This window comes from Neorhizobium sp. LjRoot104 (assembly GCF_964253725.1).
Classification (GTDB): domain Bacteria; phylum Pseudomonadota; class Alphaproteobacteria; order Rhizobiales; family Rhizobiaceae; genus Neorhizobium.
The window spans coordinates 4,330,998-4,345,593 of the sequence record NZ_CAXURS020000001.1; the positions used below are offsets into that span (position 1 = coordinate 4,330,998).

Genomic DNA, 14,596 nt, shown 5'->3' on the forward strand with positions numbered 1-14,596 from the left:
ATTATATTTTTGCAATGAACCTGATGCGTTTCGAATGGGATCGCGCAAAGGCGGCGACGAATATCAAGAAACACGGCGTCAGTTTCGAGATCGCTGCACGTGTTTTCGCCGATCCTTTCGTCCTGATCGAGCAGGATCGTATCGAAGGTGGAGAGCAGCGTTGGCAGGCGTTGGGCTCTGTTGACGGTCTCGCAATTTTGCTCGTTGCTCACACGATTTACGAGGACGAAGAGGGCGACGGGCAAGCCTACGAAGTGATCCGCATCATTTCCGCTCGAAAAGCCGATCCGAGAGAAAGACGACGTTATGAAGAAGACCGCTGATATGGTTCGCTACGAGTTGGATGGGGATAGCTTGCCGCCTCTGAGCGACAAGCAGAAAGCCGAGCTGGTGGCTCTGTCAGAGCTCCCGGCCGAGCAGATAGATTATAGCGATATTCCAGGCTGGACCGACGAACAACTGCACAATGCGGCGAGGGGACGATTCTATCGCCCCCTGAAACAGCAGATCACGGCCCGGGTGGATGCCGATGTGGTGGACTGGCTCAAGTCGCAAGGCAAAGGGTATCAGGCTCGCATGAATGCGATCCTCCGCCGGGAAATGCTGGCTTCGCTGAAATCCCAGAAGCGGACCTGATTGTGTCCGGCGCTCAGTGCGCGCCGGACATGTCTCCGAGAACGTCCTTCGAAGCGACGGTCGAGTCCGCCTTGAGCGTGTAGACCATCGGCACGCCGGTCGCGAGGTTGAGCTTGAGGATCTCCTCCTTGCTGAGCCGGTCGAGAACCATCACCAGCGAGCGAAGCGAATTGCCGTGCGCGGCGACGAGCACCTTTTCGCCACGCAGCACGCGTGGCAGGATTTCCGTCATGTAATAGGGCCAGACGCGGGCGCCGGTATCGCGCAGGCTTTCGCCGCCCGGCGGCGGAATGTCGTAGGAACGGCGCCAGATATGCACCTGCTCCTCGCCCCATTTGGCGCGCGCATCATCCTTGTTGAGACCGGAAAGATCGCCGTAGTCGCGCTCGTTGAGCGCCTGGTCGCGGATCGTCTGGAGGTCCGGCTGGCCGACCTTGTCGAGGACGATCTTCAGCGTGTCCTGGGCGCGCTTCAGCACCGAGGTGAAGGCGATGTCGAACTTGATGCCCGTTGCGGCAAGCGCTTCGCCGCCGGCCTCGGCTTCCTGGATGCCGAGCGGCGTCAGATCCGGGTCGCGCCAGCCGGTGAAGAGGTTCTTGAGATTCCAGTCGCTCTGGCCGTGGCGAACGAGGACGAGAGTTCCGCTCATGAGATGATTTCCTCCGGGGAGATTTTTCAGGAAAGCCCGAGCACGTCGAGCATGGAATAGTGGCCGGGCTTCTTGTCGCGCGCCCAGAGTGCCGCGGCAACGGCGCCGCGGGCGAAGATCGAGCGGTCACGCGCGCTGTGCGAGAGTGTCACGAGCTCGCCCTCGCCGGCAAGGACAACCGAATGGTCGCCGACGACCGACCCGCCGCGCAGCGTCGCAAAACCGATCGTGCCGGTCGGGCGGGCACCCGTATGGCCGTCGCGCACCCTGACGGACTGGCTTGCGAGATCGATGCCGCGGCCCTGCGCCGCCGCTTCGCCGAGCAGCAATGCTGTGCCCGAGGGCGCATCGACCTTGTGCTTGTGATGCATTTCAAGAACCTCGATATCCCAGCCTGCGGCGGGCAAAGCCTTTGCCGCCTGCGCTACGAGCACGCCGAGCAGGTTGACGCCGAGGCTCATATTGCCGGATTTGACGACGCGCGCGTGCCGGCCGGCCGCCTTGAACTTTTCCTCGTCCTCGACCGAGCATCCGGTCGTACCGATCACATGGACGATGCGCGCCTGTGCGGCGAGGACCGAGAAGGCGACGCTGGCTGCCGGAGCAGTGAAATCGAGCACGCCTTCGGCGTCGAGAAACGCCTTTAGCGGATCGGTGGTTACGGGCACGCCGAGCGTCCCCACGCCCGCGAGTTCGCCTGCGTCCTTGCCGACGAAGGCCGAGCCTTCGCGCCCGATTGCGGCGTGCAGCGCCACGCCGTCGGTCTCGTGAATGATCCGGATCAGGGTCTGCCCCATCCGCCCTGCCGCCCCGACCACCACGAGTTTCATGTCATTTGCGGTCATGTGTGGTGCAGTCCTTGCTTTGTCGGTCGATCTTTTTGAGCGGTTACAGATTGTCGGGGCGAGCGTAAAGGCCGCTTCCGCACCACGCAAGCATCTCTTTCCATGTCGTCTCCAGGAAAACAGCCTCGCCCGCGACGAGGATATCGGTCCCCACCTAGCGTTGCCAGCGGCGGCCATCCATCGAAAGGCCGTAGGCGGAAGGCGTGCGGGCAAAACTTGCGAGCCCGGCGAGCGCCGCCTGCGGATGGGTCACCACGAAAGTGGGGATCGTGCCCATCAACTCCGTATGCGGCGCCTTGTCCTCGAAGGCGGCGCGGAATTCGGGGCCTTTCAGGGCCGGAACGATCTTCTGCGAGATGCCGCCGGCGAGATAGACGCCGCCGCGCGCCATGAAGATCAGCGCCATGTCGCCGGCCAGGCGGCCAAGATAGGTGACGAAAAGGGTAAGCGTTTCGGCCGCCTGCCGGTTTTCGTCGCTGAGGCCATGGGCGGTGACCTCGGCCGGATCGGCGAATGCGGGGGCGACGCCGTCGGCGGCGCAGACGGCGCGATAGATGTTGACGAGGCCGCGGCCGCAGAGAAGCTGCTCGGCAGAGATGCGCCCCTCGATCGGCTCCAGGTGCGGAAAGATCTCGAAATCCCGTTCCGAGCGCGGGCCTACATCCACATGTCCGCCTTCGCCGGGAACCGGAAACCACATGTGCCGGGCATAGACGAGGCCGGCGACACCGAGGCCGGTACCCGGGCCGAGCACCACGCGCGACGCCATATGCGGCTCGTTCTCGGCGCCGAGCGTCTCGCGGTATTCGTCAGGCATTGCCGCGACGGCAAGCGCCTGCGCTTCGAAATCGTTGACCACAAGCACGTCCTCGAAGCCGAGATCGGCGATCATGCCTTTCGGCCGCACCACCCAGTCGCAATTGGTCAGATCGATCTCGTCGCCGTCGATCGGCCCCGCGATGGCAAGGATCGCCGAGCGGGGCTGCACCGAACTCGTGTCGAGCACGATCTTCTGGATCGCATCGTCGATGGTCGGGTAGTCGGCGGTGCGCACGTTCGGGAACGGCTTCGGCTCCGCATAGGCGTCGAGAAGGATGGAGAAGCGGGCATTGGTGCCGCCGATATCGCCGATCAGGATCGGAAAGGGCAGCTTGTCGGTCTTCATGGTATCGGCCATCGGGAAGCTTAGTCCTTCTGAAAGTCGATGAGTTTTTCGGCGGTGGCGCGGTTGAGCGCCATCGGAATGTCGTAGACGGTCGCAAGCCGGGTCAACGCCTTGACGTCGACATCGTGCGGAAGCGCGCTCAAGGGATCGATGAAGAACACCAGCATGTCGACCTCGCCGGTAGCGATCATCGCGCCGATCTGCTGGTCGCCGCCGAGCGGGCCGCTCTTCAGCCGCGTCACGTCGAGCCCGGGGCAGGCATCTTGAACCCGGCCGCCCGTCGTGCCGGTGGCGACGATGCGGAACCGCGAAAGGGCCACCTGGTGGTGGCGGGCGAAATCCGCCATGTCGTCCTTCTTCTGGTCGTGCGCGATCAACGCGATGCAGGGCTTGGCCGACATGATTGGGTATCCTCGCCAGAACGATATTCAATCGATTTGTGACGCGTTCTAGCGTGCCCTTTCGTTCTTGGAAAGGTGGCGGCAAGACCGGGGTTTCGATTGCCGGCCTTATCCGGAACTATTGCAGCGGCCGCGGCGTCGGGATCGGCAGGTCATCGGAAGCGGGCGGCGGATCGTTGACGATCGCCTCGATAGTCTTTGCCGGTGCGGACGCGGCAGGCTGAGCCGTGTAGGCGATCGCGCCGCCGCCGAAGGTCGCGTCGTCTTCGGGGCGCGAGGGCGCGGCAAGCACGGCCGCGCAGGCTTTCGGCAGGTCAGAGAGCATGACCTGGCGGGGCTTGACCGGCTTCTTGTTGGGGTCCGGCTTCGGCGGCGGCGCCCACGGCTCCTTGCTGAACCACCAGGCGAGGGAATTGTCGCATCCGTCGCCCTTGGCGACCGGCGCCTGGCTCTGGCAGGTCGCGGCGCCGGCCGGGCAGTGGATGCGGATATGGAAATGTTCGTCATGGCCGTAGATCGGCCGTACCTTGCCGAGCAGGTTCCGATCGCCGGTCCAGGTTTCGCAAAGCTTCTTCTTGATGGCCGGGTTGACGAAGACCCGCTCCACCTGCGGATAGCTCGCCGCCTGCATGACGACCTTGGCGTGGGTGCTGGTCCAGCGGCTCGGATCGACGGTCAGGAATTTGCTCTTGTCGAGCATCGAGGTGAACGGCAGGCTTTCACGTTGCTGCGCGGTCAGGGGCTGGGCGGGTTTCGGCGTGAACCAGATATCGGCGTCGAGGCCGATCTGGTGTGAGGCATGGCCTGTTATCATCGGGCCGCCGCGCGGCTGGGAAATGTCGCCGACCAGGATGCCGGAACCCCAGCCGAGCCTTGCGGCATCGCCGGAGAACCGTTCGAGCAGTGCGATCATTTCGGGATTGCCCCAACGGCGGTTGCGCGAGAGGCGCATCGCCTGCCAGGTCGGTCCGTCGGTCGGCAGTGCCACGGCACCCGACATGCAGCCCTTCGCATAGAAACCGAGCGGTTCCGCCTCCGCCTTGCTCGGAAGCTTCACGGTACCGAAGAGCTGTTTCGCCGGCGTGCCTTCCTGAGCTGCCGCCGGCCCTGTGAAGGCGCCGCAAAGGAAAGCGGTCAGCGCCAGCCGCAAAATTTTACCCGAAATCGATCTCATGCCTATCCGCCGCAAATCACCTGATCGCCTCGAATCTACCGTGAAACAGGATTTTGGTGAAATGGAGATGGTGGAAGCCCGCCGATTTCCGGAAGATAAACGCCGGATAAAACGGATGTGAGCGCCGGACTCCTGTTTTTCGTCGCCTTTTGTCCTATGCTTCACCGCAACAAGGAAACCCGGAAGAGGTAACGAATGGTCCTGGCTCGGCTGAAGGTAGGTTTCGCGATCGTCCTGGCGACGGTTCTCGCAGCGTCGAACGTGCCGGCCCAGGAGCCGAAATGGCGGCATGGCATGGCGGTGGTCGGTGACCTCAAGCTGCCGGAAGACTTCAGGCAGCTCCCCTATGTCGATGTGAATGCGCCGAAGGCCGGCGAACTGCGTCTCGGCGATGAAGGTACGTTCGACAATCTCAATCTGGTGATCGACCGCGGTGCCGTGGCTTCGGGCGTCAGCCTGATCTACGATACGCTCATGAAGCGGTCGGAGGACGAGGTCTTCGGCACCTATGGCCTTTTAGCCGAGGCCGTGTCTTATCCCGACGACGTGTCTTCCGTGACGTTCCGGTTGAGGCAGGAGGCGAAATGGGCGGACGGCCAGCCGGTCACTCCGGAGGATGTGATCTTCAGCCTGACGAAGCTCAAGGAGCACAGCGCCCTGTATTCCGGCTATTATCGGCACGTCACGGGTGCTGAAAAGACCGGGGACCGCGAAGTGACCTTCCGCTTCGACGAAAAGAACAATCGCGAACTGCCCTCGATCGTCGGTGATTTCCCGATCCTGCCCAAGCACTGGTGGGAAGGCAAGGACCAGCAGGGCAACCAGCGCGATATTTCCCGCACCACCCTGGAGCCGCCGATCGGGTCGGGTCCCTACAAGGTTGGCGCCGTTCAGCCGGGCTCCACCATTCGCTACGAACTGCGCGACGACTATTGGGGCAAGAACCTGCCGATCAATCTCGGCCAGTATAATTTCCGGACGATCAGCTACACCTATTTTTCGGATGCCGACGTGGAATTCGAGGCTTTCCGGGCCGGCACGATCGATTATCGCCAGGAGAACAGTTCGAGCCGGTGGGTCACGCGGTATGATTTCGATGCGGTGAAGGACGGGCGGGTGACCAAGGAAGCGCTGACCAATCCCTTCAAGGCGGTCGGCGTCATGCAGGCTTTCGTGCCGAACATGCGGCGTGACATCTTCAAGGATGCCCGGGTCCGCGAAGCGCTGAACTATGCCTACGACTTCGAGGATCTCAACAAGAACCTTGCCTATGGTGGCCTGAAGCGGGTCGACAGCTTCTTCTGGGGCACCGAGCTTGCTTCGTCCGGCCTGCCGCAAGGAAAGGAGCTGGAGATTCTCAACCGCCTGAAGGACAAGGTTCCGGCGCGGGTCTTCACGACCCCGTACACCAATCCTGTCGGTGGCGACCCGAACAAGGTGCGCGATAACCTGCGGATGGCCATCAGTCTCCTGAAGGACGCCGGCTGGGAGCTGAAGGGCAACCGGATGGTCAATGCCAAGACCGGGCAGCCCTTGAGTTTCGAAATTCTCCTGAACAGCCAGTCGCAGGAGCGGACCGTGATGCCCTATGTGACGAGCCTCAAGAAAATAGGCATCGACGCCCGGCTCCGGACGGTCGATGCATCGCAATACATCAATCGCATCCGCAGCTTCGACTATGACATGATGTACGGTGTATGGGCGCAGACCATGAACCCCGGCAACGAGCAGGGCGACTATTGGGGATCGGCCTCCGTCAACCGGCCCGGATCACGCAACTATGCCGGCATCGCCGATCCGGCGGTGGATCAGCTGATCAACATGATCACCTTTGCTCCCAGCCGGGAAGATCAGGTGGCGGCCATCAAGGCGATGGACCGCGTGCTGCTCGCCAACCACTATGTCGTTCCGATGTTCTATTCCGGCGAAGCGAGGATCGCCTATTGGAACCGCATCACGCATCCGCAGAGACTGCCGGAATACAGCACCGGTTTCCCGGAGACCTGGTCGGCCAGAAATCCCGCGAAATGACGCAATAAGCGCGGACTTGCGCCGCCGACCGGCACCTGTTCCAAATGAGCCCCTATGATTCGCACCGGAAAAGAGGAAAGAGCCATTTGATCGGCATTGGAATATGCGGTGAGGCAAGCCCCGTGGCCGCGGGCGGGGGGCTCTGATGGGCGCCTATATTCTCCGCCGTCTCCTGCTGATGATACCGACGATCGTCGGCATCATGGCGATTTCCTTCCTCGTCGTGCAGTTCGCGCCGGGCGGCCCTGTCGAGCAGGTGATCGCCCAGATCCAGGGCCAGGACACCGGCGACCGGCTTTCCGGCGGTGGCGGCGACCTGCTTCAGCAAGGCGGCGGCGAGGAAAGCCGCTATCGCGGCGCCCAGGGGCTCGATCCGGAATTCATCGCCAAGCTCGAGAAGCAGTTCGGTTTCGACAAGCCGCCGGTGACGCGGTTCCTCGACATGATGTGGAATTACATCCGCTTTGACTTCGGCGAGAGCTTCTTCCGCAATACCTCGGTCCTCGATCTGATCATCGACAAGATGCCGGTGTCGATCTCGCTCGGCTTCTGGATCCTGATCGTCTCCTATCTGATCTCGATTCCCCTGGGCATCCGCAAGGCCGTCAAGGACGGCTCGACTTTCGACGTCTGGACATCCGGGGTGATCATCATCGGTTATGCCGTGCCGAGCTTCCTGTTCGGCATCCTGCTCATCGTGCTTTTCGCCGGCGGCTCCTTCTTCGACTGGTTCCCCTTGCGCGGCCTGGTTTCGGATAATTTTTCCGAGCTCTCCTGGTGGGAGAAGATCATCGACTATTTCTGGCACCTGACATTGCCGCTGATCGCGATGTCGCTGTCGGCCTTCGCCACTACCACGCTGCTGACCAAGAACTCGTTCATCGACGAGATCAAGAAGCAGTATGTGACGACGGCCCGCGCCAAGGGCCTGAACGAGCGGCAGGTTCTCTACGGCCATGTCTTCCGCAATGCCATGCTGATCGTCATCGCCGGCTTTCCGGGTGCCTTCATCTCCGCCTTCTTCACCGGTTCGCTGCTGATCGAGAACATCTTTTCGCTGGATGGGCTGGGGCGTCTCGGTTACCTCGCGATCGTCAACCGCGATTACCCGATCGTCTTCGGCACGCTTTACATCTTCTCGCTGATGGGCCTGTTCGTCAGCCTGATTTCCGACCTGATCTATACCTGGATCGATCCGCGCATCGATTTCGAGCGGAGGGATGTCTGATGGAGGCGACCGCCGCAAAGACTTCCGTGCAGACGGCGCCGCCGCAGAAGCGGCCCTGGATCTCGCCGACCAATCGCCGCCGGCTCGCCAATTTCCGCGCCAACAGGCGTGGTTACTGGTCGTTCTGGCTGTTCATGATCCTTTTCGTGCTCAGCCTGTTTGCGGAATTCATCGCCAACGACCGGCCGATCGTCGCCTCCTACAAGGGCGAGATCCTTTACCCGGTCCTGGTCGATTATCCGGAAGAGAAGTTCGGCGGCTTCCTGGCGACGACCGATTACCGCTCCGACTACATCAGCCAAGAGATCGGAGCGAACGGCTGGATGATCTGGCCGCCGATCCGCTATTCCTACCAGACGGTCAATTCCAACATTCCCCACTCGGCGCCGACCGAACCCTTCTGGCTGATGGAGAAGGCGGATCGCTGCGCCGCCTATCCGCAGAAGGATCAGGACCCGAACTGCATCCTCGGCAATCTGAACTGGCTCGGCACCGACGACCAGGCACGCGACGTGACCGCCCGCATGATCTACGGCTTCCGCATCTCGGTCCTGTTCGGCCTGGTGCTGACGATCTGCTCGGCGGTGATCGGTGTGACGGCCGGCGCGGTGCAGGGTTATTTCGGCGGATGGACGGATCTCTTGATGCAGCGGTTCATCGAGATCTGGTCGTCCATGCCGGTTCTCTACATCCTCTTGATCATCGCCTCGATCCTGCCGCCGGGCTTCTTCGTCCTGCTCGGCATCCTTTTGCTGTTCTCCTGGGTCGGTTTCGTCGGCGTGGTGCGCGCCGAATTCCTGCGGGCCCGCAATTTCGAATATGTCCGCGCCGCCCGCGCGCTCGGCGTCGGAAACTGGACGATCATGTCCCGGCACCTGCTGCCGAACGCGATGGTCGCGACGCTGACCTTCCTGCCCTTCATCCTGTCGGGTTCGATCGCCACGCTGACCTCGCTGGATTTCCTGGGCTTCGGCCTGCCGCCTGGTTCGCCTTCGCTCGGCGAGATGATTTCGCAGGGAAAGAACAACCTGCAGGCGCCATGGCTCGGCTTCACGGCCTTCTTCACCATGTCCCTCATGCTGTCGCTGCTGATCTTCATCGGCGAAGCGGTACGCGATGCCTTTGATCCGAGAAAGACGTTCGGGTGAGTGTGGGTCGTAATTGCGTGATGGATGCGTTAGATTGTCGGGGATACCAGCGGGCGTGAAGCGATGAACAAGATCGTCAGAGAGCATTACCCGGTCGCCAACCTTCCCGAGGATCTGCGGGAGGGATTGGAGAGGGACGCGACCGTGCGGGTGGTCATCGAAAGTGACGCTGTAGCCGATGCCCAGGATATTGAGCCCGATTCCGTCTTCAAGAGCCTCGGGATGACGGTGCGGAAGCCACTCACGATCGAGGAGACGTTGGAGATGATCGACAAGATCCGGGCGGAGGACAGGCCATCCGTGTCCACAGAAGAAGCCGTAGCTCGCATTCGAGAACTACGGGACGAATGGGACGACTAATGGGGAGCTTTGCTCGTGTCTATCTCGATACGAATATCTTCATTCTGGCCTTCGAAAAAAAAGACGCGTCAGGCTCAATGTTGTCAAATCTCTTTGCGGTGGGCAAAGAGTACTCACATCGCCTCTTTGTGACGAGCGAATTGACCCTTTCCGAGCTTCTCGTCCTGCCTTACAGGACGAATGACGTCACATTCATAGAAGCATATGCGTCATTACTTCAGAGCAACGAATGGTTGGAGGTGCACCCGGTTGAACGCTCGGTTCTCGTGCAGGCGGCATTCCTCCGCTCCCGAAAGCCGGGATTGAAATTGCCGGACGCTATTCATCTTTCAACGGCAATCGGGACAGGGTGTTCACACATCCTCACGGCAGACGCGGGGATAAACGAACAAGCCGTTCAGGCGAATCAACTCAGGGTGCTTCGCCCCGATGGGCCTACCCTGCAATCCCTCATCGAAAGCCTTGGCCGATGACAGAGCCGCTTCTTTCCGTCCGCGATCTCTCCGTCGCCTTCCACCAGGGGGGCGATACCTCGATTGCCGTCGACAAGGTCTCCTTCGACATCCATCCCGGCGAGGTGATGGCGCTGGTCGGGGAATCCGGGTCCGGCAAGTCGGTAACCGCCAATTCCATCCTAAAGCTGCTGCCCTATCCTTCCGCCAGCCACCCCTCCGGCCAGATCCTGTTCGACGGCAACGATATGTTGAAGGCGTCCGAGCCGGAACTGCGCCGCGTGCGCGGCAACGACGTCACGATGATCTTCCAGGAGCCGATGACCTCGCTTAATCCGCTTCATTCGATCGAAAAGCAGATCGGTGAAATCCTTGAGCTTCATCACGGAATTGCGGGTCAGACCGTGCGAACCCGCACGCTGGAACTCCTGAACCAGGTCGGCATACGCGAGCCGGAAAAGCGGCTGAAAGCCTATCCGCATGAGCTTTCCGGCGGCCAGCGCCAGCGTGTCATGATCGCCATGGCGCTCGCCAACCGCCCGAAACTGCTGATCGCCGACGAACCGACCACGGCGCTCGACGTCACCGTGCAGGCGCAGATCCTCGATCTTCTGCGCGGGCTCAAGGGCGAGCACGGCATGTCCATGCTGTTCATCACCCACGACCTCGGCATCGTCCGGAAATTCGCCGATCGTGTCTGCGTCATGACCAAGGGCAGGATCGTCGAGACCGGCACGGTGGAGGATGTCTTCACCAGCCCGCAGCACGCCTATACGCGTCATCTGCTCGCCTCCGAGCCGCGCGGCGAGCCGCCGCCGGCCGATCCCTCGAAACCGGTGGTGATGGAAGGCAAGGACATCCGTGTCTGGTTTCCGATCAAGGCGGGTTTCCTGCGCAAGGTGGTCGATCATGTGAAGGCGGTCGATGGCGTCGATCTCGAGCTTCGGGCCGGCGAGACGCTCGGCGTGGTCGGCGAATCCGGTTCCGGCAAGACGACGCTCGGCCTGGCACTGGCAAGGCTCATCTCCTCCAAGGGTCGCATCGCCTTCATCGGAACGGATATCGACAAGTTCTCCTTCAAGGAAATGCGACCGTTCCGCGACCGTCTTCAGGTGGTGTTCCAGGATCCCTATGGGTCGCTGAGTCCCCGCATGTCGGTCGGCGATATCGTCGCCGAGGGGCTGAAGGTGCATGAGCGGTCGCTCTCCGCCGACGGCCGCGACGAGCGCGTCGCCTGGGCCTTGAGCGAGGTCGGCCTCGATCCGGCGACCCGCTGGCGTTATCCGCATGAGTTTTCCGGCGGCCAGCGGCAGCGCATCGCGATCGCCCGCGCCATGGTGCTGAAACCGCGTTTCGTGATGCTCGACGAGCCGACCTCGGCGCTCGACATGACCGTTCAGGCGCAGGTCGTCGATCTCTTGCGCGACCTGCAGAAGAAGCACGATCTCGCCTATCTCTTCATCAGCCACGATCTTAAGGTCGTGAAGGCGCTCGCCAACCACGTCATCGTCATGCGGCTCGGCAAGGTCGTGGAAGAAGGTCCCGCAGACCAGATTTTCCAGGCGCCGAGAGAGGATTATACCCGTGCCCTGATGGCCGCCGCCTTCAATCTCGAAGCCGTCGAAATCGAAGCCATCAGTCAATAAACCTGAATTAGATCAAGGTCATCAGTCCATGCCTGCCAAACATCCGGTCGTCGTCGATCTTAAATTCGAGCGCCGCGAGATCGATGCCGCGCTCGCGAGCGCCTTCACCGGCCGCACCGTGCTGCACGCCTCCGATCCCGGCCTGGACATTTCCGAGGCCCGCTATGCGGTGATCTGGAAGCCGGACCCGGACCTGTTCGAGCGGGCGCCGAAGCTGGAGGTCCTGTTCTCCGGCGGCGCCGGTGTCGACTATATCCTCACCATGCCCGGTCTGCCGGATATCCCGATCGTCCGTTTCGTCGACGAAAGCCTGACGACGCGGATGAGTGAATGGGTCGTGCTGCAAGCCCTGAGCCATCTGCGGCAGGTGCCGGCCTATCTCAGCCAGCAGCGGGAACGCAGGTGGCGGGAGCTCTCCCAACCGGAAGCGAAGGACCTGACCGTGGGCGTCATGGGGCTCGGCGTGCTCGGCCAGGACGCGGTCCGGAAGCTGAAGATCATGGGTTTCGATGTGATCGGCTGGTCGCGCAGCAAGAAGACCATCGACGGCGTCGAGACCTTCGACGGCGGCGAGCTCGACGCTTTCCTCGCCCGCACCGATATTCTGGTCGGCCTCCTGCCGCTGACACCGGAGACGCGCGGTATTTTCAATGCCTCGCTGTTTGCAAGGCTTCGCCGGGGCGGGGCCCTGGGCAAACCGATCTTCATCAACGCCGGGCGCGGCGGCAGTCAGGTGGAGAGCGATCTTGTTGCTGCGCTCGGCAACGGCGTTCTTGGTGGCGCCTCGCTGGATGTCTTCGAGAAGGAGCCGCTGGGTGCAGACAGCCCGCTCTGGACGATGGACAACGTAATCGTCACGCCGCACGCTGCTTCTGCCTCCGATGTGAGGGCGCTGTTCCGCAACGCGGAGACCCAGATGGACCGCTACGAGGCTGGCGAACCCCTGCAGCACGTCGTGGATCGCCGGGCGGGGTACTGACCCTCCCGTCGGAACATTCGTATCCGCCAACCGTTTCTTGTGCACGGGCCGGGCATTCCGGCCGAACAAGGAGCGAAATCATGAACACTCGTTTCGATCCCCAGGAGGCCGAAACCCGTCATCCGAACCCGATCGGCTCGCCGCCGGTGGTGGAGACCGCTACGGAAGCGCGGCAGGGAAGCCGGGGCGCACCGGTGCTGAAGGTCCTGATTGCCGGCCTTATCCTGGCAATGGTCGCCTGGGCCGGAGCCGAGTGGTACGGTCAAAGCACCGCACCGCCGCCCGAACAGACCGCCACGCCGCCAGCCGGAAGCACGACGCCTGCAAACCCGGATGCGCCGCCGACCGCCAATCCCGCTACCCCGCCGGCCGCCACGCCGCCGGCAACCAGTTCGCAGTCCGGCAACTGACATGCATCTTTCCTGATTTTTTCGGCCGCGATCCCTCGCGGCCGAATTGCGTCTGGACTTACCGTGCATTTTTTTCGATAAAAATGCCCGGAGGTTGATCAGCCGCTGCCTCCATATGCATCGAAATCGGCGGAGCCGGTCCGGAAGGGCCGGGGCAGGGGCAGGCATGACCAAGACCGATATCGCCAGCAGGGTTTACAATCACACCTGGAAGCTCGACCCGATCATCCGCAGCCTGATCGATACGGATTTCTACAAGCTCCTGATGCTGCAGATGATCTGGAAACTCTATCCGGACGTGGACGCCACCTTCTCGCTGATCAACCGCACGACCAGCGTCAAGCTCGCGGAGGAGATCGACGAGGGCGCGCTTCGCGAGCAGCTCGACCACGCCCGCACGGTCGGCCTGTCGAAGAAGGAAATGATCTGGCTCGCGGGTAATACATTTTATGGCCGCAAGCAGATCTTCGAGCCGGAATTTCTGAACTGGCTGTCCACCTACAAGCTGCCGGAATACGAGCTTTCGAAGCGCGACGGCCAGTACGAGCTGACCTTCCACGGCAAGTGGATGGAAACGACACTCTGGGAAATTCCCGCCCTCGCGATCATCAACGAACTGCGCTCCCGCTCGGCGATGCGCTCGCTGGGCTTCTTCACGCTCGACGTTCTCTATGCGCGGGCCAAGGCCAAGATGTGGGAAAAGGTCGAACGGCTGCAGGCCTTGCCGGGCCTGCGCATCTCCGATTTCGGTACGCGCCGCCGCCACAGCTTCCTCTGGCAGCGCTGGTGCGTCGAGGCGCTCAAGGAAGGCATCGGCCCGGCGTTTACCGGCACCAGCAACGTCCTGCTCGCGATGGACTCCGATCTCGAAGCCGTGGGCACCAATGCGCATGAACTGCCCATGGTGGCCGCGGCCCTCGCCGAGACCGCCGAGCAGCTGCGAGCCTCCCCCTACCAGGTCCTGAAGGACTGGAACCGGCTCTACGGCGGCAACCTGCTCATCGTCCTGCCGGATGCGTTCGGCACGGCTGCGTTCCTGCGCGATGCGCCGGACTGGGTGGCAGACTGGACCGGATTCCGCCCCGATAGCGCGCCGCCGATCGAAGGCGGCGAGAAGATCATCGCCTGGTGGAAGAAGATGGGCCGCAACCCGAAGGAAAAGCTGCTGATCTTCTCCGACGGGCTGGACGTCGATGCGATCATCGATACCTATCGGCATTTCGAGGGCCGCGTGCGCATGAGCTTCGGCTGGGGCACCAACCTCACCAACGACTTTGCCGGCTGCGCCCCGCACGAGATCGCCGGCCTGATGCCGATTTCCATCGTCTGCAAGGTAAGCGAGGCGAATGGCCGTCCGGCGGTGAAACTCTCCGACAATCCGCGCAAGGCGACGGGAGATCCCGCCGAAGTCGAACGCTATCTCAAGTTTTTCGGGCAGGAAGATCGAGTCGATCAGGTTGTCCTGGTCTGAC

At 62.1% G+C, this 14,596-nt stretch carries 16 protein-coding genes; 11 read left to right on the forward strand and 5 right to left on the reverse strand.

The genetic code is table 11. The annotated features are described in order from the left end of the window. Positions 1-23: 23 nt before the first annotated feature. Complete coding sequence (locus ACSQ8R_RS21155; RefSeq protein ID WP_436255179.1) at positions 24-323, forward strand: BrnT family toxin; 300 nt, start codon at positions 24-26, stop codon at positions 321-323. Then, positions 307-636 carry a BrnA antitoxin family protein gene (locus ACSQ8R_RS21160; RefSeq protein WP_436255180.1) on the forward strand — a complete coding sequence of 110 codons (330 nt, stop codon included), beginning with the start codon at positions 307-309 and terminating at the stop codon, positions 634-636. The genes ACSQ8R_RS21155 and ACSQ8R_RS21160 overlap by 17 nt, the downstream gene beginning before the upstream one ends. Positions 637-649: 13 nt before the next feature. On the opposite strand, the gene ACSQ8R_RS21165 is transcribed toward ACSQ8R_RS21160, so the two are convergent. The 5 genes from ACSQ8R_RS21165 to mepA form a co-directional block, all read right to left on the reverse strand. Beyond that, positions 650-1,285 carry a 2,3-bisphosphoglycerate-dependent phosphoglycerate mutase gene (locus tag ACSQ8R_RS21165; protein WP_436255181.1) on the reverse strand — a complete coding sequence of 212 codons (636 nt, stop codon included), beginning with the start codon at positions 1,283-1,285 and terminating at the stop codon, positions 650-652. Positions 1,286-1,311: 26 nt separating this feature from the next. Further along, the gene (gene dapB, locus ACSQ8R_RS21170) at positions 1,312-2,130 is read right to left on the reverse strand and encodes a 4-hydroxy-tetrahydrodipicolinate reductase (RefSeq protein ID WP_436255182.1); all 819 of its coding nucleotides are present in this window, start codon (positions 2,128-2,130) and stop codon (positions 1,312-1,314) included. Positions 2,131-2,284: 154 nt separating this feature from the next. After that, positions 2,285-3,307, reverse strand: coding sequence for a glucokinase (locus ACSQ8R_RS21175; protein ID WP_436255183.1), 1,023 nt, complete (start codon positions 3,305-3,307; stop codon positions 2,285-2,287). An 8-nt stretch (positions 3,308-3,315) separates the two neighbouring features. Beyond that, the gene (locus tag ACSQ8R_RS21180; RefSeq protein WP_436255184.1) at positions 3,316-3,696 is read right to left on the reverse strand and encodes a methylglyoxal synthase; all 381 of its coding nucleotides are present in this window, start codon (positions 3,694-3,696) and stop codon (positions 3,316-3,318) included. Between the two features lie 118 nt (positions 3,697-3,814). After that, entirely contained in the window at positions 3,815-4,870 is a 1,056-nt protein-coding gene (mepA, locus tag ACSQ8R_RS21185; RefSeq protein ID WP_436255185.1) for a penicillin-insensitive murein endopeptidase, read from the reverse strand. A 195-nt stretch (positions 4,871-5,065) separates the two neighbouring features. Between mepA and ACSQ8R_RS21190 the strand changes: the two genes are divergently transcribed. The 9 genes from ACSQ8R_RS21190 (at position 5,066) to pncB (ending at position 14,595) form a co-directional block, all read left to right on the forward strand. Continuing rightward, on the forward strand, positions 5,066-6,901 hold the full coding sequence (locus tag ACSQ8R_RS21190) for an extracellular solute-binding protein (protein WP_436255186.1): 1,836 nt from the start codon (positions 5,066-5,068) through the stop codon (positions 6,899-6,901). A 145-nt stretch (positions 6,902-7,046) separates the two neighbouring features. Continuing rightward, on the forward strand, positions 7,047-8,129 hold the full coding sequence (locus tag ACSQ8R_RS21195) for a microcin C ABC transporter permease YejB (RefSeq protein WP_436255187.1): 1,083 nt from the start codon (positions 7,047-7,049) through the stop codon (positions 8,127-8,129). Further along, a complete protein-coding gene (locus ACSQ8R_RS21200) occupies positions 8,129-9,277 on the forward strand; it encodes an ABC transporter permease (RefSeq protein WP_436255188.1) in 1,149 nt (382 codons plus the stop codon). The genes ACSQ8R_RS21195 and ACSQ8R_RS21200 overlap by 1 nt, the downstream gene beginning before the upstream one ends. A 63-nt stretch (positions 9,278-9,340) precedes the next feature. Further along, a complete protein-coding gene (locus ACSQ8R_RS21205) occupies positions 9,341-9,637 on the forward strand; it encodes a hypothetical protein (RefSeq protein WP_436255189.1) in 297 nt (98 codons plus the stop codon). Next, positions 9,637-10,110 (forward strand): type II toxin-antitoxin system VapC family toxin, encoded by a 474-nt coding sequence (locus ACSQ8R_RS21210; protein WP_436255190.1) that lies wholly within the window; start codon positions 9,637-9,639, stop codon positions 10,108-10,110. Before ACSQ8R_RS21205 ends, ACSQ8R_RS21210 begins: the two co-directional genes overlap by 1 nt. Beyond that, a complete protein-coding gene (locus tag ACSQ8R_RS21215) occupies positions 10,107-11,735 on the forward strand; it encodes an ABC transporter ATP-binding protein (protein ID WP_436255191.1) in 1,629 nt (542 codons plus the stop codon). Before ACSQ8R_RS21210 ends, ACSQ8R_RS21215 begins: the two co-directional genes overlap by 4 nt. 28 nt (positions 11,736-11,763) lie before the next feature. After that, the gene (locus tag ACSQ8R_RS21220; RefSeq protein WP_436255192.1) at positions 11,764-12,714 is read left to right on the forward strand and encodes a 2-hydroxyacid dehydrogenase; all 951 of its coding nucleotides are present in this window, start codon (positions 11,764-11,766) and stop codon (positions 12,712-12,714) included. An 80-nt stretch (positions 12,715-12,794) separates the two neighbouring features. Beyond that, positions 12,795-13,124, forward strand: a complete 330-nt coding sequence (locus ACSQ8R_RS21225; RefSeq protein WP_436255193.1) for a hypothetical protein — start codon at positions 12,795-12,797, stop codon at positions 13,122-13,124. Positions 13,125-13,290: 166 nt separating this feature from the next. Continuing rightward, on the forward strand, positions 13,291-14,595 hold the full coding sequence (pncB, locus tag ACSQ8R_RS21230) for a nicotinate phosphoribosyltransferase (protein ID WP_436255194.1): 1,305 nt from the start codon (positions 13,291-13,293) through the stop codon (positions 14,593-14,595). Position 14,596 lies beyond the last annotated feature (1 nt).